Source organism: Arthrobacter senegalensis (assembly GCF_059091765.1).
In genome coordinates this window covers 553,585-571,848 of the sequence record NZ_JBNHGZ010000002.1, presented here as the reverse complement: position 1 = coordinate 571,848, position 18,264 = coordinate 553,585, and the positions used below count along the sequence as shown (strand labels likewise).

General features: G+C 66.8%; 17 protein-coding genes and 1 tRNA gene. 6 read left to right on the top strand and 12 right to left on the bottom strand.

Annotated elements, in window-relative coordinates; genetic code table 11:
• Entirely contained in the window at positions 1 to 252 is a 252-nt protein-coding gene (locus AC5RVG_RS08080) for a cell division protein CrgA (RefSeq protein WP_494001213.1), read from the bottom strand.
• A gap of 268 nt (positions 253 to 520) precedes the next feature.
• On the opposite strand from AC5RVG_RS08080, the gene AC5RVG_RS08075 reads away from it, so the two are divergent.
• Positions 521 to 1,165, top strand: a complete 645-nt coding sequence (locus AC5RVG_RS08075; protein ID WP_494013425.1) for an anthranilate synthase component II — start codon at positions 521 to 523, stop codon at positions 1,163 to 1,165.
• Between the two features lie 58 nt (positions 1,166 to 1,223).
• On the opposite strand, the gene pknB is transcribed toward AC5RVG_RS08075, so the two are convergent.
• The 7 genes from pknB to AC5RVG_RS08040 are packed head-to-tail and all read right to left on the bottom strand — an operon-like array spanning position 1,224 to position 10,565.
• Positions 1,224 to 3,164 carry a Stk1 family PASTA domain-containing Ser/Thr kinase gene (pknB, locus tag AC5RVG_RS08070; protein ID WP_494013424.1) on the bottom strand — a complete coding sequence of 647 codons (1,941 nt, stop codon included), beginning with the start codon at positions 3,162 to 3,164 and terminating at the stop codon, positions 1,224 to 1,226.
• 19 nt (positions 3,165 to 3,183) lie between these two features.
• A complete protein-coding gene (locus tag AC5RVG_RS08065; protein ID WP_494013423.1) occupies positions 3,184 to 4,956 on the bottom strand; it encodes a protein kinase domain-containing protein in 1,773 nt (590 codons plus the stop codon).
• On the bottom strand, positions 4,953 to 6,401 hold the full coding sequence (locus AC5RVG_RS08060; protein WP_494001217.1) for a peptidoglycan D,D-transpeptidase FtsI family protein: 1,449 nt from the start codon (positions 6,399 to 6,401) through the stop codon (positions 4,953 to 4,955). Before AC5RVG_RS08060 ends, AC5RVG_RS08065 begins: the two co-directional genes overlap by 4 nt.
• Entirely contained in the window at positions 6,398 to 7,816 is a 1,419-nt protein-coding gene (locus AC5RVG_RS08055) for an FtsW/RodA/SpoVE family cell cycle protein (protein ID WP_494001218.1), read from the bottom strand. Before AC5RVG_RS08055 ends, AC5RVG_RS08060 begins: the two co-directional genes overlap by 4 nt.
• A gap of 3 nt (positions 7,817 to 7,819) precedes the next feature.
• On the bottom strand, positions 7,820 to 9,349 hold the full coding sequence (locus AC5RVG_RS08050; protein WP_494013422.1) for a PP2C family protein-serine/threonine phosphatase: 1,530 nt from the start codon (positions 9,347 to 9,349) through the stop codon (positions 7,820 to 7,822).
• Positions 9,350 to 9,351: 2 nt separating this feature from the next.
• Positions 9,352 to 9,828 (bottom strand): FHA domain-containing protein FhaB/FipA, encoded by a 477-nt coding sequence (locus AC5RVG_RS08045; protein WP_493978260.1) that lies wholly within the window; start codon positions 9,826 to 9,828, stop codon positions 9,352 to 9,354.
• Entirely contained in the window at positions 9,828 to 10,565 is a 738-nt protein-coding gene (locus tag AC5RVG_RS08040; protein ID WP_494013421.1) for an FHA domain-containing protein, read from the bottom strand. Before AC5RVG_RS08040 ends, AC5RVG_RS08045 begins: the two co-directional genes overlap by 1 nt.
• Positions 10,566 to 10,929: 364 nt before the next feature.
• On the opposite strand from AC5RVG_RS08040, the gene AC5RVG_RS08035 reads away from it, so the two are divergent.
• Positions 10,930 to 11,012, top strand: a tRNA-Leu gene (locus tag AC5RVG_RS08035).
• A 191-nt stretch (positions 11,013 to 11,203) separates the two neighbouring features.
• On the opposite strand, the gene AC5RVG_RS08030 is transcribed toward AC5RVG_RS08035, so the two are convergent.
• Positions 11,204 to 11,554, bottom strand: a complete 351-nt coding sequence (locus AC5RVG_RS08030; protein ID WP_494001331.1) for a DUF5997 family protein — start codon at positions 11,552 to 11,554, stop codon at positions 11,204 to 11,206.
• Positions 11,555 to 11,614: 60 nt separating this feature from the next.
• On the opposite strand from AC5RVG_RS08030, the gene AC5RVG_RS08025 reads away from it, so the two are divergent.
• The 3 genes from AC5RVG_RS08025 to AC5RVG_RS08015 are packed head-to-tail and all read left to right on the top strand — an operon-like array spanning position 11,615 to position 14,093.
• Positions 11,615 to 12,424 carry a LysR family substrate-binding domain-containing protein gene (locus tag AC5RVG_RS08025; protein WP_494013420.1) on the top strand — a complete coding sequence of 270 codons (810 nt, stop codon included), beginning with the start codon at positions 11,615 to 11,617 and terminating at the stop codon, positions 12,422 to 12,424.
• 50 nt (positions 12,425 to 12,474) lie between these two features.
• Complete coding sequence (locus AC5RVG_RS08020) at positions 12,475 to 13,254, top strand: inositol monophosphatase family protein (protein WP_494013419.1); 780 nt, start codon at positions 12,475 to 12,477, stop codon at positions 13,252 to 13,254.
• A 41-nt stretch (positions 13,255 to 13,295) separates the two neighbouring features.
• On the top strand, positions 13,296 to 14,093 hold the full coding sequence (locus AC5RVG_RS08015) for an enoyl-CoA hydratase/isomerase family protein (RefSeq protein ID WP_494013418.1): 798 nt from the start codon (positions 13,296 to 13,298) through the stop codon (positions 14,091 to 14,093).
• 24 nt (positions 14,094 to 14,117) lie between these two features.
• On the opposite strand, the gene AC5RVG_RS08010 is transcribed toward AC5RVG_RS08015, so the two are convergent.
• On the bottom strand, positions 14,118 to 14,540 hold the full coding sequence (locus AC5RVG_RS08010) for a hypothetical protein (RefSeq protein ID WP_494013417.1): 423 nt from the start codon (positions 14,538 to 14,540) through the stop codon (positions 14,118 to 14,120).
• A gap of 66 nt (positions 14,541 to 14,606) precedes the next feature.
• The gene (locus AC5RVG_RS08005; RefSeq protein ID WP_494013416.1) at positions 14,607 to 16,295 is read right to left on the bottom strand and encodes a nuclease-related domain-containing DEAD/DEAH box helicase; all 1,689 of its coding nucleotides are present in this window, start codon (positions 16,293 to 16,295) and stop codon (positions 14,607 to 14,609) included.
• A gap of 226 nt (positions 16,296 to 16,521) precedes the next feature.
• Here AC5RVG_RS08005 and AC5RVG_RS08000 point away from each other — a divergent pair, with 226 nt between their 5' ends.
• Positions 16,522 to 17,118 (top strand): SRPBCC family protein, encoded by a 597-nt coding sequence (locus AC5RVG_RS08000; RefSeq protein ID WP_494001226.1) that lies wholly within the window; start codon positions 16,522 to 16,524, stop codon positions 17,116 to 17,118.
• 27 nt (positions 17,119 to 17,145) lie between these two features.
• Here the strand turns inward: AC5RVG_RS08000 and pstS are convergent, their stop codons facing one another.
• Positions 17,146 to 18,261 carry a phosphate ABC transporter substrate-binding protein PstS gene (gene pstS / locus AC5RVG_RS07995; protein WP_494013415.1) on the bottom strand — a complete coding sequence of 372 codons (1,116 nt, stop codon included), beginning with the start codon at positions 18,259 to 18,261 and terminating at the stop codon, positions 17,146 to 17,148.
• Positions 18,262 to 18,264: the final 3 nt, after the last annotated feature.

The following is an 18,264-nucleotide window of genomic DNA, read 5'->3' as shown; positions in this document are numbered from 1 at the left end:
CTACGAGCGCCACCTGGTCGTCATCAGGAAGCCCGCGATGGCGATGCCGAACCCGATCATGATGTTCCAGGACCCTGCTGCCGGCAGCGGCCACGCTCCCTGCGTGATGTAGAAAACGATGATCCACAGCAGGCCGATGATCATGAGGCCGAACATGACCGGTTTGAACCACACGGGGTTGGGCTTATTGCCTTTGGCGGTCAATTCCTCGGGACGCCGTTCGGTCCTCTTGCGGCGCTTCGACTCGGGCACAGATCCTCCGGGGCATCAAGGGGTGGTTGGCACTGGCAGGCCGGGGCCGCGATCTTCACGCGAGTCCGCCGCCGCCGACCGTCTAGCTGTTTAGTCTAGCCAATGTATGTGACGTTCGCCGCCGCGCATTTGCCGGGATCACCGCGGGGGACCGATCATAGTGTGAGTGCTGCTGTTGCCGCCTTGGCTCCCGTTCCCCCGACGGAGTGCCGACCGGCTCCCGCAGTCCCCCGTCCCGGAACAACTCCACGATTGGCACGACCGTCACATGAGCAAGACTCCGCGCATCCTCGTCATCGACAACTATGACAGCTTCGTCTACACCCTGGTCGGCTACCTTCAGGAACTCGGCGCGGAAACGACTGTGGTGCGCAACGATGACGTCACCCTCGAGGAAGCGGTTGAACTGGCCGGAGTCCGCGACGGGGTCTTGGTCTCCCCCGGCCCGGGAACGCCTGCCGAGGCGGGCATCTGCATCGAGCTGATCCGTTGGTGCGGCCGGGAAGCAAAGCCGATGTTCGGCGTGTGCCTGGGCCACCAGGCGTTGGCCGAGGCCTATGGCGCCACCGTCACCCATGCCCCCGAATTGATGCACGGGAAGACCTCGCACGTGACCCACGGCGACCAGAACGCCTTCCTGGGCGTGCCGAACCCGTTCACGGCCACCCGCTACCACTCGCTGGCGGCCGTGCGCAGCACCATCCCTGCCGAACTCGAAATCACCGCGGAGACCGACAGCGGAGTCGTGATGGGGCTGGCCCATCGGAGCGCGCCGCTGTGGGGCGTGCAGTTCCATCCCGAATCGGTGCTGACCGAAGGCGGCTACCTGATGCTCGGTAACTGGCTGGAGTCGCTCGGCGCGGAGGGAACGGCCGAACGCGCCGCCACGCTCAGCCCGCTCATTACCCACTGAACCGCTCCGGGGCGGGACCGCGCGACCGGTCGCGGGGACCAGGCTGCCACGGACGCTGTCAGTCGTCGCTGTTCCCGTTGCCCCGGCCGTTCCCGTTGCCGCGGCCGTTCCCGTTGCCGGAGTTGTTGCCTCTGTCGGAGCCCTCATCCGGGTCGGGCGCAGGCGTTTCGGAGGGCTCGGGGGGCGGCGGTGCAACCGCAACGGTCAGGACTATCTCAGTCCCCTGTTCGACGTCCGTTCCCGCTTTAACGCTCTGGCCGACGACGGTGCCGGGTGCGACCACCTCGTTGTCGACCTCTTGTACCCGGTAGGGCAGGGCAACGGCCGCGTCTTCCAGCATCGTGCCGGCTTCTTCAACAGTTTTGTTCATCAGGGCCGGAACGCGCACCATGCCGTTCGAGATGACCAGGTCCACCGTGGAACCGGTCTTGACCTTCTCGCCGGGGGCGGGCTTGGTGGTCACCACATTCCCGCGCGGCATGGAGGCACTGTTCGCCGGGACGTTTTCCCCCGGTTCCAGGCCCAGATTCCGGAGCTTGTCCCGGACCTCCGCCTCGGTGCGGCCGGCCAGGTCCTTGGGAATGGTAGCAAATTCGCTACCCTCGGAGATGTAGACCACGACCTGGCTGCCCGGTTCCAGCTGTTCTCCGACGTCCGGATCGGTTCGGGTTGCCATGCCCGCCTCGACGTCGTCGCTGAACTCCTGTTCAACCCGTGGCTTGAGATCCGCTGCCCAGATGGCGTTGGTGGCGGCGTTCTGGTCCATCCCCGCCACAGCCGGAACGGCAACCGTATTCGGGACGGCGTTCTGCACCAGCATGTTGTAGACGTAGTAGCCTCCGCCCACCAGGACCAGCAGCAAGGCAATGATCAGCGTGACGATCCATGCCCGGCGCTTGGCCCGGCGCTCGGGTTCGATGTCGTCTTCACTGCCCACGGCCAAGGCGGTGGGAAGCTGCCCGCGGTCGTAGGAGGCCGTTTCCGGTCCGGCGTCGTCATCAGGCGAGTAGGCGGTGTGGGACAGGTCAGGAGTTTCCCCGGCCACGGCGTGGGCCGGCTGGGTGATTAGTTCTGTGGCGGGAGCCAGTGCGGGAAACGCTTCCGTCGCCGGCCCGGCCGCCTGGTGCGGCGTCCCGCCCAGCGCCGCACGCAGCGCGTCCGCGAAGGCAGCGGCCGTCTGGAACCGGTCCGCCTTGTCTTTTTGCAGCGCATGTTCCAGCACGGAATCCAAGGCAGGGGTAACGTCAGGATTGAAGCGGCTCGCCGGTTCGGGGAGTTCGCGGACGTGCTGGTAGGCCACGGACACCGGGCTGTCACCGATGAAGGGCGGACGACCGGCAAGCATTTCGTAGAGCAGGCAGGCGGCCGAGTACAAGTCGCTGCGCGCGTCCACGGCTTCACCCCGGGCCTGCTCCGGGGAAAGGTACTGTGCGGTCCCCAGGACCGCCTGGGTCTGCGTCATCGTCGCGGCCGAATCGGCCAGCGCACGCGCGATGCCGAAGTCCATCACCTTCACGTTGCCCTCGGGCGTGACCATGACGTTGGCCGGCTTGATGTCGCGGTGCACAATGCCCGAGCGGTGGCTGTATTCGAGCGCGGCCAGGACGCCGAGGGCATAGCGGACCGAGTCCTCGATGCCCAGCTCGCGGCCCTTGATGAATTCACGCAGCGTCCGGCCCCGGACGTACTCCATCACGATGAACGGGACCTTGACGTCGTGCTCCGCGGCGCCGGGAAGATCCATGTCCCCCGTGTCGTACACGGCAACGATTGCCGGGTGGTTCAGCCCGGCCACCGCCTGGGCTTCGCGCCGAAACCGGGACTGGAGCATCGGGTCGCGGGCCAGATCGGTCCGCAGCTGCTTGACCGCCACCGAGCGGCCCAGGCGGATGTCACGGCCCAGCAGCACATCGGCCATCCCGCCGCGTCCGATGAGTTCCCCCACCTCGTAGCGGCCAGCCAGGATGTGCGGCGAGTCCACTGGTTGTCGTCCTTCCATCAGGCCGACCAGGATTCGGTCACGGCTTACCGCCGCGCGTGTCGGGAGCGGAGGTCGGCAGGCCCTTGGCATCCGGCGAGCCCGTCTCTGTCGGGGCCGGAGTTTCTTCTTCTTCTTCCGGCCCACTGGAGACAACGTAGCTGACGGTCGACCCGACCGGAACGTCACCGCCGTCGGGAGACAGGCTGAGGACGGTGCCAGGCTCATCATCGCTCGGCTGCTCGCCCGACTTCTGCGGTACCAGGTTCAGTCCGATCAGGGCCTCGCGAACCCGCTGCTCGGACTGCCCGGCAAGACCGTTGGGAATGGTGACGGTTCCGGGGCCGGTGGAGTAGGTGACGGTGATTGCTTCGCCAACGACGACGGCGCCGGTCGGCGCGATGTCGATGACGGTATTCTCGGCTTCGCCGCTCTCCACCGGGTTGGGAACCACCTGGTAGCCCATGTTTTCGAGCTCGGCCCGGACCTCGCTGAAGGGTCGGCCCAGGAACGCATTCGCCGCCAGCTGGTTCGTCTCCGGCGTTGCCGTTTCGCGCGGTTCCTCGGTCTCTTCTTCCGTTGGCGTTGCGGAGGTGGTCTTCGGCGCCGCCCGTGTCGTCGAGCTCGATGCCGACGACGACGACTCCGCAACGCCGGTGGGGGTCAGCATGGGCAGCAGGATCGCGCCGGCCACGGCGAACAGAATCAACAGGATCAAACCGACCAGCGGCCAGGTCCAGGGACTGCGTTTCTTCTGCTGGCGGCGCGGTGTTTCTTCAGGCTCATCGCTGTCCAGATCCTGATCGGTCCAGTCCCGTTCGGCGCCGAGGCCCGCTGCTGCTGCACCGCCGACGGCGGGCAGCTGGGAGGTCCCGGCGCTGACGGCGCGCGTCGGAGCGGTTCCGGGGGCGGGCACCGGAGCAGTCATCAAACCGGTGCTGTCGTCCCCACCGAACAGCAACATTCCCGGGACAGCTGCCTCGGCGGCACGGATATCGCCGGCACGGATGGCGTCGGCCGCCTCGGCTAGCTTTTCCGCGTTGGCCGGCCGGTCGGCCGGGTCCTTGGCCAGCATGGACATCAGCAGAGCGCGGACCGGCCGGGGCAGGGACTCGGGCAGCGGCGGGGGAGTGTCGTTGACCTGGGCCAATGCAATGGCAATCTGCGATTCACCGGAGAACGGCCGGGAACCGGAGAGGCACTCGTAGCCGATGACGCCGAGCGAATAGATGTCGCTTTGTCCGGTAGCAGTCTGTCCCGTCGCCTGCTCCGGCGCCAGATACTGGGCGGTGCCCATGACCTGCCCGGTCGCGGTCAGCGGAACCTGATCGGCAAGCCGCGCAATGCCGAAGTCGGTGATCTTGACCCGGCCCTCCGGCGTGATCAGCAGGTTTCCGGGCTTGACGTCGCGATGCACCAGGCCCTGGGCATGGGCGACGGCCAGCGCCTTGGCCGTCTGGGTGATGATGGACAGCGTCCGGTCGGGCGAGAGCACGCGCTCGCGCTCGATGATCGCCGAGAGCGGATGCCCGGGCACGAGTTCCATCACGAGGTAGGCGGATCCGGCCTCTTCGCCGTAATCAAAGACATTGGCAATACCGGTGTGGTTCAGCAGCGCGGTGTGCCGGGCCTCTGCGCGGAAGCGGTTGAGGAAGCCCGGGTCGCCCGTGTACTCCTCTTTGAGGACCTTGATGGCGACGATGCGGCCCAGGACCTGGTCCTGCGCCTTCCAGACCTCACCCATGCCGCCGATGGCGATACGTTCAGTGAGCTGGTACCTGCCGCCTAAGGTGATACCCGAGGTAGGTCTCACTTATTTAACACCGCCTCTAGGAGTTGCCGAGCACTTGGACTTGAGAGTGAAGAACCGGTCGTTACATCGACGTCCTCGAAGACGACGGATACGACGGCCTGGGGGTCATCCGCCGGTGCGAATCCGGTGAACCACGAGTTGTTGCCTGCTTCGCCGGCCAGCAGTTCTGCCGTACCGGTCTTGCCGGCCACCTCGACGCCCGGAATGGCGGCTCCGCCGCCGATGCCCCTGCTGACCACATTGACCATCCAGTCCTGAATCAGCCGGGCGTTGTCTGCGGACAGGGAACGTTGCAGTTCCTGGGGCTTGGGGCTGTCCATGACGCGCAGGTCGGGCGCGCGCACGGTGCGCACGAGGTTCGGCTTCATCAACACGCCGTCGTTGGCGATCGCACCGGTCATCATGGCCACCTGCAGGGGGGTCACGCGGACGTCGTACTGGCCGATGGCCGACTGGGCGAGCAGGTCATCGCTCATGCCGGTCGGGAACTGGCTCGCGGTGACGTGGGTGGGGATCTGGTAGGACTCGCCGAATCCGAACTTGGCGGCCTGTTCCGCAATGGCGTCTTCCCCCAGGTCCATGGCGATCTGCGCGAAGGGCGTGTTGCAGGATTGCTCGAGGGCAAAGGAGAAGCCGACGGTTGTCCGCGCCGCACAGCCGCCGTTGACGTAGTTCGGCAACTCGACGTTGGTGCCCGGAAGCGGCAGCGTCGGGGGATTGTCGAGCTTGCTGTCGGCGTCGTACTGGCCGGACTCCAGGGCGGCAGCCGTCACCGCGAGCTTGAACACGGAGCCCGGAGCCAACAGGCTCTCGGTGGCGGGGTTGGTGAACGGAGACAGGCCCGGCACCTTCTCCAGTTCGGCCATGTTCTGCGTGACCTCTTCGGTGTTGTGCCCCGCCAGGTCATTCGGATCGAAGCTGGGCTTGGAGACCATCGCGAGGATGTTGCCGGTGTCCGGTTCCATCACCACGATCGAGCCCTTCACGCCGTCGGGAATCAGGTCCCAGGCCAACTGCTGCAGCTCGGCGTCCAGGGTCAGCTCCACCGAGGCGCCCTCGACCTGGCCGCCGGAGAACATCTGCACGATCTGTTCGTAGAAGAACTCGTCGCCGGAACCGGAGAGCTGATCGTTCATCGCAGACTCCATCTGGGTGGAGCCGTATACCAACGAGTAGAAACCGGTGATCGGCGCGTAGAGCGCGGGCTCGTTGTAGACGCGCTGGTAGGCGAACTCGTCGTCCGAGGGAACCGACTCGGCGATCGGCTCGCCGCCCACCAGAATGGCGCCCCGGTTCTTGTCGAAGTCTTTGTAGATGGTCCGGCTGTTCCACGGGTTGGCGTTGAGGTTTTCGGCCTCGAAGAATTGCACGACCGTGAGCGATCCAAACAGCAGCGCGAACATCGCGATGGCGACGATCCAGGTATTGCGGATGGCCTGGTTCATGGTTGGATCACCTCCGTGGATCCGGTGTTCCGTGCTTGGGTCTGGTTGCGTCGCGCCGGCCGGTCACCCGGCGGCCGCCGGCCGGCGGCCGGGCCAGTCAGGGCCGGACGGCGCGCGGCGTCGGAAATCAGCAGCAGCAGGGCGACGATCAGCCAGTTGGCCAGGAGGGAAGACCCTCCGGCGGCCAGGAAGGGTGTGGTCAGGCCGGTCAGCGGAATCAGGCGGGTGACGCCCCCTATCACCACGAAGCACTGCAGCGCCAGGGTGAAGGAGAGTCCCGTGGCCAGGAGCTTGCCGAAGGCGTCCCGGCTGCCCAGCGCCGCCCGGATGCCGCGGCTGACCAAGAGGATGTAGAGCATCACGATGGCGCTGAGTCCGATGAGCCCCAGCTCCTCGCCGAGTGCGGCGATGATCATGTCGCTGTTCGCGTAGGTCACCAGGTCCGGCCGGCCCTGCCCGAGTCCGGTGCCGGTCAGCGCGCCGCTGGCCAGGCCGAACAGCCCTTGGACGATCTGGTGGCTGCCGCCGATCCGGTTGTAAACCTCGGGGTCGAACGCGTTGATCCAGCCGTCGATACGTGCGGTGACGTGCGGGAACAGCTGGAAAGCCACGACGCCGCCCACGGCGATCATGAGCAGGCCGATCAGGACCCAGCTGACGCGGCTGGTGGCCACATAGATCATGGCCATGAACAGGCCAAAGAACAGGATCGAGGAACCCAAATCGCGCTGGAAGACCAGGACCCCGATGCTGACCAGCCAGGCCACCACCATGGGGCCCATGTCCTGCCAGCGGGGCAGCTGCAGCGGGCCGATCTTCTTGCCCGCGAGCAGGATGAGGTCGCGGTTCGTCGATAAATACCCGGCGAAGAATATAGCCAGGGTGATCTTCGCGATTTCGCCCGGCTGGAAGGTGGCGAACCCCAGGCTCACCCAAATCCGGGCGCCGTTGATTTCCATCCCGATGAACGGCAGCAGCGGAAGGATGAGCAGGATGGCGCTGGTGATCAACGATATGTAGGTAAAGCGGCGCAGGACGCGGTGGTCGGGCAGCAGCCAGATGACGGCGACCACGGCGGCGATGGCCACGCCGGTCCACAGGAGCTGGCGCCCCGCGGCGGAGTCGTTGTTGGCGATGTCCAGCCGGTGGATCATCGCCAGCCCCACCCCGTTCAGGGCGGTGACGATCGGAAGTATTACCGGGTCGGCATATTTGGCGCGAAGGCGCAGGACCACGTGTACGACGAGGACCAGCACCACCAAGGTGCCGCCCTGGGTGAAGAAGTCGCTGTCGAAGGCCCGGTCCTGGTCGAGCCCGACCAGCATGTTGGCTCCGATGCCGACGATCAAGGCCAGCAGGAGCAGGAGCAGTTCGGTGTTGCGCCGGGAACGCGGCACTGTCTGGATGTTACTCATGGCTTATCCACCTACACATTCAGGCGGCACGGTGGGCTGGGGGCTGGCAGCAGGCCCCGGCGTCGCCCCCGGCGAGGCGCTGGGCCGATCCGTCGGAACGGTACTGGGGCTGGGTTCGGGTTCCGGACAGTTCAGCTGGCTGCTGATCCGCAACTGTTCCACGATCTCCTCGGCATGCCCGAGATCGCGGGCGGAAATGCTGGAATCCAGCCGCTGCTGTTGGTACGCGGGCAGGCTTTCCAGCGGGATGTTGTAGACCGTGTCCACGTGGGAAAGCGCGATCGGCCCGAAGTTCTGGGAGACGCCGTTGAAGATGGCCACCCGTCCGTCCGCCGAACCCACGAAATACTGGGTCTGCGTCCAGAGGTAGCCGAACCACATGACCGCCACCAGCAGCAACGACATGACGGTCAGGAACGCCGGGATCAGCCAGGGCTTGCGGGCCGGGGCCGAGGTCTCGTTCTCGGGTGTTTCCGGTTCGTCCGGGGCCTTGTGGGTCAGCAATGCCGCCGCCCGGCGCTTGTTGGAGTGGGCCGTGACGATGGGAATCTGTCCGGTCTCGGTGGCCAATGCCGCGGCGCCCACCAGCACATGCGGGCGGGTCTCCAGCTCGCGGCGGATGGCATCGGCGCGGATCGCCTCGTGCGGCTGAAGCTGTTCGTCGTCGGCGCCCGCGGCCACCTGTGCCCCGAGGGAGGCTCCGTCGGCGGGCATCGCCGCGACAGGGGAGGCGGCGCCGTCGTGCTTCAAGGGCGATGCCTTCGGTCGTTCCGGGGCGAGGCCGAGGGAGGCGGTGTCAGCCGCCTCCGGCGCCGCTTCGGCGACTTCGATCATCACGATGGTCACGTTGTCCGGGGAACCGCCGTCAAGCGTCAGCTCCACCAGCTGATCGACGGCGTCCTGCAGGGTGGGCGCGTTGCGCACCACGGATTCCACCACACTGTCCGGCACGACGGCGTTGAGTCCATCGGAGCAGAGCAGCCATTTCTCCCCCGGCTCGGCCTGATGGCTGGCCAGGTCGAGTTCGGGACTGGCATCGACGTCGCCCAAGACGCGCATCAGCACGTTGCGGTGCGGGTGGATTTCGGCTTCCGCCGGAAGGAGCCGGCCTTCGTCGATGAGCCGCTGGACGAAAGTGTGGTCCACGCTGATCTGCTCGAAGATGCCGTTTTTCAGCCGATAGGCACGGGAATCGCCGATGTGGGCGAATTCGAGCTTGTCGTCATGCAGCAGCAAGGCGGTGACGGTGGTGCCCATGCCCGCCAGCTTGGGACTGGTCTGCACCAGCTCCGAAAGGATGGAATTGGCGGTCTGGATCTCGTCGGCCAGCACGTTGGCCGGGTCCTGATGGCCCGAGCGGTCCAGATGGACCAGGTCCAGCACCGTGGACGCCGAGGCCACGTCACCGCCGGCATGGCCGCCCATGCCGTCGGCCACCACGGCAAGATAACGCCCGGCGTAGGCGGAATCGTCGTTTTTAGACCGTGCCTTACCCACGTCAGACCGCGCCGCATAGCGCAGAACCAGAGCCACCGTCAGGGCCTCAACTCAATGACCGTCTTGCCGATCCGGATGGGAACGCCGGGATCAACGGGCAGCGCCCGCGTCAGCTGGTTCTCGGCCAGGTAGGTGCCGTTGGTGGAGCCGAGGTCCTCGATGAACCAGCGGCTGCCCTGCGGAAAGAGGCGGGCGTGCCGGCCGGAGGCGTAATCGTCCTCCAGCACCAGCGTTGCTTCCTGGGCCCGGCCCAACAGGATGGGGCTCGCGGCCAGTTCCAGCGAGTGGCCGGCCAGCGGCCCTTCCGTGACCACCAGGCGGCGCGGAGCCACCCGGGGTGCCGGAGCGTCCGCCAGGTCGGGATTCTTCCGGACTTCGCGCGCAGTGGGGGATCCGGTGCGGCTGCGCTTGCCGATCTGCAGGTCCCGCCGCAGTGCGGAGACGATGCTGATGATCATGATCCAGAGCAGGATCAGGAAACCGAACCGCAGCGCGGTGACGACAAGCTCGCCCATTAGGCCCCGCCGCCCCGTGTCGGCAGCAGGCGGAAGGTAATGCGGGTGCGGCCCATCGTGATGACGGAGCCGTCGGTGAGGTCAATCCGGCCGTCGATCTTCTGGCCATTGACATAGCTGCCGTTGGTGGAACCGAGATCCACGGCCACGGCCGACCCGCCGTCGGTGCGGATCTCCAGATGGCGCCGCGAGACCCCGGTGTCGTCCACCATGATGTCGGCCTCGGAGGAGCGTCCGAGCACGATGGACGGCGCGTTGAGCGAGTAGCGCTGCCCGTTGATTTCCAACACGGGCGTCAGCAGGGTGGGCTGGCGCGACGGCGCCGCGGGGGCACTGCGCTGCAGGGGCTGCGGCTGGTGGCCCTCGGACTTCACGACCGTGGCCTCGACTTCAAAGTCGCCGCCCTTGAGTGCGTCGTCCTTGGTGAAGGAAACGCGCACCGGGCCCTGCAGGGTGTACTTCTGGCTGTTGACGTGGCGGATGACCACGTCGCACAGTTCTTCGGCCAGGGTGGCGCCCCATTGTTCAGCCATCGCGTAGTCGGAATCGCCCAGCCTGACGTCGAAGACGTTGGGAGCCAACGTGCGGCCCTGGGCCAAGGTGATGGAACCGTTGTCCAGTTCGCGGCGCAGGCGGCTTGCGATCTCCACCGGCTGCACCTGGCCCTTGCCGCCGACAGAGAAGGCGCCGCGGACCATCTTCTCGATGCCGCGCTCCATACTGTCCAGAATGCCCATCGGGCCGCCTCCTCCCAGAGTTGTGGTCAGGTCTGCCCCCCGCTGCGACAGCGGACAGGGCACACCTGTCTGGCGATTCTTCCCTTCGATACTACTTGGGCGTGTCCCAAAAGGCCCCATTCGGCAACGATCGCCGCGGGCGCGGCGGCGCCGGGGCGTGGTGAAGCTCACCATCGCGGAATCACGACGGCGGGGCGTGCCGCCCGCGGCGCAGGCCCTCCGATCCCCGTCGTTGCGCGGTATCCAAGGGGGCCGGCGCCCCGATTGGGAATTTGGGACTGTTTCACGCTACTATTGATCTCGCTGTTCTTGAGGAAAGCGAACCGGGAAACCGGTTGGCACGCCGAGAGGGCAGGAACAATGCGCGCGAGTGGCGGAACGGCAGACGCGCTGGCTTCAGGTGCCAGTGTCCGAAAGGGCGTGGGGGTTCAAATCCCCCCTCGCGCACGCAGAGCAAGAGCCCCGGTCTTCGGACCGGGGCTCTTGGCGTTAACGGGCACCGGGCCCTCGCTGACCGCTTGGTTAGCGGGGGAGGGGGCCCGCCTCGCTCACCGCTTGGTCAGCGGGGGAGGGGGCCCGCCTCGCGCACCGCTTGATCAGCAGCAAGGGGGGCCCGCGGCGCGCTCAGCCCCTGCTGATCAGCCTTGCTTGCCGGCGGCCTTCACGCGCTGCTCCTCGGCACGCACGGCGGCGAACGAGGCGCGTTCCGCCACCAGCCATTCCGGCGGATCCTGCAGTAAAGCGGTGATTTCGGCCGTCGTCAGCGGCTCCGTGATGCCGCCGCGTGCCAGGCCGGAGATGGAGACGTTGAGTTTACGGGCCACCTCCGGCCGCGGATGCGGACCGTTGCGGCGCAGCTCCGCCAGCCATTCCGGCGGATCGGATTGCAGCTGGTTGAATTCCTCCCGCGAGATCAGGCTGTCCTGGAACTCCTGCGGGGCCGCGGGCAAGTAGATGCCCAGTTTCTTGGCGGCCGTGGCCGGTTTCATGGATTGTGCCGATTTCGCGCTCATAAGCCCAGCCTAGCCGCCCTGCGCTACGGTGATGAAGTGCAGGATGCAGACCAGGAGCCGACGACCACGGCCCAATTGGCCGGACTGAAGGTCGGCTATGTCCCGGGCGTGACACCGGGGAAGTGGACCCGCCGGTGGGCGGAGCGGCTGCCCGACGTCCCGCTGACCGCTTTCCAGTGCGGCGAGGAGGAGCAGACGGCCATCCTGCGCGACGGCCGGGCCGACCTGAGCTTCGTCCGGCTGCCCGTGGACCGCGAGGGGCTGAGCGTGATCCCGCTGTACGCGGAACTGCCCGTGGTGGTCGCGCCGAAGGAACACGATGTTGCCCTCTACGACGAAGAAGTCCCGTATCGGGAGATCGCGCACGAGAACTTCCTGGACCCCGGGGAAATGGGCGGCGCCAAGACCGGCATCGAGGTAGTGGCGTCCGGGGCGGGACTGATGATCCTGCCGATGTCCGTGGCCCGGCTCTACAACCGCAAGGACGTGGTGTACCGCACGGTCACCGATCACCCCGAGACGCAGATCGGCCTCGCGTGGCTCACCGACCGGACCGAGGCCGCCATCGAGGAGTTCATCGGAATTGTCCGCGGCCGCACGGCGCGCAGTTCGCGCCAGCCCTCGGTGCAAGAACAACAGGGCAAGGGCAAGACCCGCAAGAACACGGGGAAGAACGACGGCGGAGGCTCCGGCGCGGGGAAGGGCACCGCTGCGGGAAAGGGCTCCGCACCGGGCCGGACGCCGGCATCGGGCAAGGGCGCGAACAAGCCGTCCGACCAGGGCAAAGGCAGGCCGGGTGGCGGCCGCACCCCGAAGGGCCGCGGGCCGCGGCGGGGCCGCCGGTAGCAACTGCCCCTGCATGCCGCGATCGCCCCGCCGTTGGCTAGGCTTCAGATATGACCGTGAGCAGCCCTGACCATCTGGACGACACCGAACTCGCGGCCTGGCTGGTGCGCGCCGCCGGAACGCTGGCCAACGGCATGCGGTCGGGGGTGACCACGTTCGAGGAGAAGACCAGCATCTCCGACGTCGTCACCGCCGCCGACCACGCCGCGGAGAAACTGGTAGTCGATACGCTGCGCGAACTGCGGCCGGAGGACGCGATCCTGGGCGAGGAAGGCTCCAGCCACGAGGGAACCTCGGGCCGTACCTGGGTCATCGACCCGGTGGACGGCACCTACAACTTCTTCACCGGCGGGCACTACTGGTGCTCCGCGCTGGCGCTGACGGATGGAGCGGGAAGCCGGCTGGCGGCGGTCTACCACCCCGCCGAGGACGTCCTGTGGATCGGCGGACGCGACCTGCCCACCACCCGGAACGGCTTGCGCGTGGGCGAAATCGCCAGCGCTCCCTTGGCATCCAGCTGCGCGGCGGCGTACCTGCACCACACGTATTTGCGCGACAACGCAGCGGGCGAGCCGTACCTGCGCGCCCTCCTCGGTTCGGCCACCTACCGTACCTGGGGGTCGGCGTCGTGTGAGCTGGCTGCAACATCCGCCGGGATTTTCGGCGTCTGGTACCAACAGGGGCTGCCGGACTGGGACTGGCTTCCGGGCAAGACCCTGGTCGAAGCGGCCGGAGGTTCCACCGCCGTCCTGGAGGTCGACGGCTACCGCTGGTCGGTGGCCGGGGGACACCGGCAGGTGGCCGACGTGGTCGCCCTGCTGGGGGGATGACCACGTCCGATTCTGGGGGCCCGGCGTGGCATAGTGGGGCTGTGGAAAAGACTTACGAAACGATTCAGCTTGAATGCCTCGGCGAATTGGCCACCGTCGTCATCAACCGTCCCGAGTCGCTCAACTCCCTGAACACCCAGGTCGTGGCAGACCTGGCACAGTTCGTCACGGACATCCGTTCGCCGGAAGGCCGGGAAGTTCGGAGCATCCTGATCACGGGTGCCGGCGGGAAGGCCTTCGCGGCCGGCGCCGACATCCGGGAACTGGCCTCCATGGGACCGGCCGAAGCGGAAGCACACAGTGCCGCCATGCAGGACCTGACCCGATTGCTGGAGACCCTGGACCTTCCGGTGATCGCCTGCGTCAACGGGTTTGCCCTGGGCGGAGGCTTGGAATTGGCGTTGGCCTGCGACTTCATCTACGCGACGGCCAACGCGAAGTTCGGCCTGCCGGAAGTCGGACTGGGCCTCATTCCGGGCTTCGGCGGGACGGTCCGGCTGCCGCAGCGGGTCGGCCCCGGAATGGCCAGGGAACTGATTTTCACGGGCCGCAGCATCGGCGCCGAGGAAGCCCTGCGGATCGGGCTGGCCAACGCCGTCTTCGCCAGCAAGGACGACATGCTCGACGTCGCCGCCGCCACCTGCCGGGAGATCTCCGCAAAGTCCCCCGCCGCCGTCGCAAACGCGAAACGAACGGTCGATGCGGCGCTGGGCCGTCCCACCGCCGACGGGCTGCAGGTGGAGCGCCGGGCCTTCGGGCAGGCCTTCACCACTGAAGACTCGCGCATCGGCCGGGATGCCTTCCTGGCCAAGGAGGCGCCCGCCTTCACCGGGCACTGAAGGCGGGCGCGGGCAGGGAATTGATCAGCGACGGCGGTGCCACGCCGGATCGTACTGGGTGGCCAGCCGAGCCAGTGTCAGTCCCGCCAGCAGCAGGCCGACGTCACGCAGCGCCACGTCGTAGAACCCCGACAGCGTCAGCAGGTTGACGATGATGCCCGCCAGCCAGAGGGAAACAATGTGGGCGCCGTACCGCGGCTTGAACCAGACCACGATGCCGGCGGCTATTTCCACCACGCCGACGATCAGCATGGCGGTGTGCGCGCTGAAGGGCAGCAGGTTAACGACCCAAGGGGCTAGATACTGTTCCCAGTCAGTGAGCAGGTTGAAGAACTTGTCCAGCCCCATCAAAATCGGCAGGACGGTGAAGCCCAGCCTGAGCATCCAGAAAGCACCGTAGGCGGGCTCGGTGCGGACCCGTTGCAGCGCAGGAGTGGTGGTTGCCATGGGAACCTCCGGTAAATTCTAAAAACCGAATAAGTAGTTTTAGAATGCTCCGCTGCGGAGGGAAAGTCAATGGTCTTGCTGCTGCTGGTCAGGATCCCAAGATTCGGTCTGGGTCAGCCTCTTGACCAGGGCAGGGCCGCCCACCCTTGTGATGGCCGACCTTTCGCCCACGATGACCAACAGGCTGCGCGCGCGGGAGAAGCCTGAATAGAGCATCTCGCGCGCCCGCTCGGGGTCGCCGAAGCCGTTGACCGCCAGGACCACCACCGAGCGTTCGAGTCCCTTGAAGCCGAGCACGTCGCCGTAGAACACGTCGTCGTCGTCAAAAAAGGCGTCCCAGTATCCGCGCCAGCCCAGTGCGTCCACCGCTTGCTGATGGGCCGGATGCTTGCGCTTTGTGGTCAGCAGCGCCACCTGCTGCGGGGCCCAGCCTTCACGCTCGACCAGCTGCGCCACCGCATCGCCGGCCCGCTGGATGACGTTCCCGGCCGTCGCCTCCACCAGCCGGATGCGCGGGCCGGAGAGGCCCCGCGGAATCGCCAGCTCGGTGGACAGCGCGCCGCAGAGCGCCGCGATCTGCTTCGTATTCCGCAGGTTTTCATTCAGCACCAAGGGAGGCACTTCAATCGGCGGCCAGCCGTCGCGGCCGAAAAGGCGCTGGTCTTCGTCCATAAACACATACAGGCCGCCGGCAGCAGGTTCCTTCAGGCACTCCAAGACGGCCTCCCACCACAGCGTGCCAAAGTCCTGGCCCTCGTCCACGACGATCGCGTCGAAGAGTTCGCGGACCGGCTGGTTCTTGGCCAGCCGTTTGAGTGTCCGGGGGAGGTAGTGCTCGTAGTACTGATTGGTGAGCAACCGGGGATCCAGCGGATGGTGCGCGGCCCAGCGGACCGGCAGGTCATAGAACATGCCCACGTGTGCCGGGCGTTCGGCCGGCTTCCACCCGGCCGTCTCGGTCTCGAAGTACCGGGCCAGGCCGCGGCTGGAGCACAGCAGCGCCACCCGCTTTCCGTCGCGCGCCAACCGCCGGGCCTGTTCCAATGCGAGCCAGGTCTTGCCCGTGCCCGCGCCGCCGATGACGCGTGCCCGCGGCTGGTCCTTCAGGACATCAAGGATCGCCGATTGGTCCCGCGTCATCTGCTCGGCGCGGCCTTCGTGCTCGGCCGCTGCGGAGAGCGCCCCGTTGCCCGGCCGGGGGCGCGTCAACCATGCCACGATGCGGTCGGCGATATCCGGCGCGGTTTCGCCGTCCCCGTCGCCGCAGAAGTTGATGGCTTCCCTGACCGTGTCGTCCGGATACTTCAGGTCCTCGCTGCCGATCACCATGGAACGCCTGAGGCCGGGGATGTCCCAATGCCGCGGAAGCCGCGTGTCCGGAAAGGCCAGCAGGTGGGCGAAGCGGACCCTGCGGCTGAGCCCCAACTGGGAGCCGAGGTAGCGCTGGAGCATGTGCCGGGCGTCCTGGGCGTGGACCAATGGATCCTTGATGCGGTGCTGCCGGCCGTTGGCGGACTGGTACCACTGGCCCGCGTCGTAGCTGATCTGCCCGCCTTTAACCTCGATGGCGGCGATGCCGACGCCGGGCCAGACAACGAGCAGATCGATCCGACGGGCGGCACCGTTTTCGACGATGTCGACCGAATGCAGCAGGGCGGCGGACGGCGGCAGGGTACGCTTCAGCGCCTCCCAGACCTGCCGTTCGGCAGGCTGGTCCCGGCCGAACTCAGGCTGTTCCGGAAAACAGCGCGGCATACCGCCCCCTCAACTTCAACGCAGTGGTTTACCACACAGACTACCAATGCAGGACATCGTCCCTTCTCGTCCCGGAACGCGGGCCCGGTTGCAGTCAACCCTCCCGCTTGTGGAGGCGTGGCCGTTCATTGCCGCGCCCCGGGCCGTTCTGTAGCGTTAACTGCAGGTGGCAAACTCATGGAGGCGGTGCCTGCGGCGCCGTTCCCTCGGCGGAATGAGGATGATCATGGCAACCATCGAAGAAACAGTCGAGATCTCGCTGCCCGCCGCAAAGGTTTATGACGAGTGGCTGCGCTTTGAGTACTTTCCCTCCTTCATGCACGGCGTGAAATCGGTGATCCGGACGTCCGACACCACGCACCATTGGGTCACGAAAGTCGGCGGCGTGCAGCGCGAATTCGATACGGCCGTGACCGAGGACGAGCCCGGAGAGCGGATCGTGTGGAGGAGCGAAGGCGGAATCAGGCACAGCGGCACCGTGACGTTCGGGAGCATCGATGCCGACACCACGTCGATGCACGTGCACCTCGATTGGGAGCCGCATTCCCTGCTGGAAAAGGCCGGTTCGGGACTGGGATCGGACCACCGGGAGGTGCGCAACGAGTTGTGGCGCTTCAAGACCTTCGTCGAGTCCGGAGGATCGGAAACGCACGAGCCGGGCAACCAGCAGTTCTACGGCGGAACCTTCGCCGGCGGATTTCCTCCGGCAGCCTCGGCCCAGCCGGACATCCCCCAGAACGAGGATGACAACGCCTACAACCGGGAGCCGGACGTCCGGGAGCCCGAGGACCGGGAGAACCGGAGGCGGGGTCCCGGCAGCTAATCTGCTACTCGGGGCCTGCGGCCGCTGTCAGGAACGGGCGCTGATCCGCTCCACGGAAGCCACGGCACGCTTCGACAGCTCCTCGGACAGCGGCGCGCTCTTGGCCGAGTCCGCCGCGTCGTTCTGGCCCTCGGGGCTCAGGACATACTGAGCGAACGCCTTGACCAGGTCCACCTTCTCCTGGTCCTCGTACGTGGTGCAGTAGATGTGGTAGGAGACCAGCATCAGCGGATAGGCGCCGGCGGCGGTAGTCGTCCGGTCAACTTCCAGGGCCAGGTCGTATTCCGGCCGCCCCTCGACGGGTTTGGCTTCGTCCAACGCCTTCGCTGCCGCTTCCGCGCTCACCGGGACATAGTCCTGGCCAACCTTGAGGTTGACCTTGCCCAGGGGATCCCCGACGGCGGAATCGTCCGCATAGGTAACGGCGCCCGCCGTGCCGGCGACCATGCTCACAACGCCCGTTGTACCCTGCGCGTTTTCCCCTGCGTATTCTCCGGGCCAGGTGTCGCTGGGCTCCGGCGTCCAGACTTCTGGGACCACGGCGTGCAGGTACTCGGTAAACGTCTCGGTGGTGCCGGAGTCCTCGGAACGGTTGACGGGAGTGATCGCAAGATCGGGCAACTCCACGTCCGGGTTGTGCTCCGCGATGGCGGGGTCGTCCCAAGACCGGATTTCGCCCTGGAAGATCCTGGCAATGGTTTCGGCATCCAGGTTCAGCTCGGTGATGCCCGGAAGGTTGAACGCCACGGTGATGGGGGAGATGTAGGACGGGACGTTGAAGGCGCCCTCGGGGCCGCAGACCTTGCGCGACTGGTCAACTTCTTCGTCGTCCAGGTAGGCATCCGAGCCGGCGAACTCGACGGCGCCGGCCAGGAAGGCGGTGCGTCCTGCGCCGGAGCCGTCCGGCGAATACTGGACCTGCGCGTCGGAATGGAGCAGGCCGAAGCCGGCCACCCACGCGTCCATCGCCGCGTTCTGGGATGATGCTCCGGCCCCTGTCAGCGTGCCCGACAGGGAGGAGCCCTGCCGGGCGGCGGCTTCCTGGGCCGGACCCAGCGGGTAGTCGGAGCCGCAGGCGGCCAGGGACAAGGACATCAAGGTGGCGGTACCAAGGGCGGCCGCGCGGCGTTTCAACTGAGGCATCCG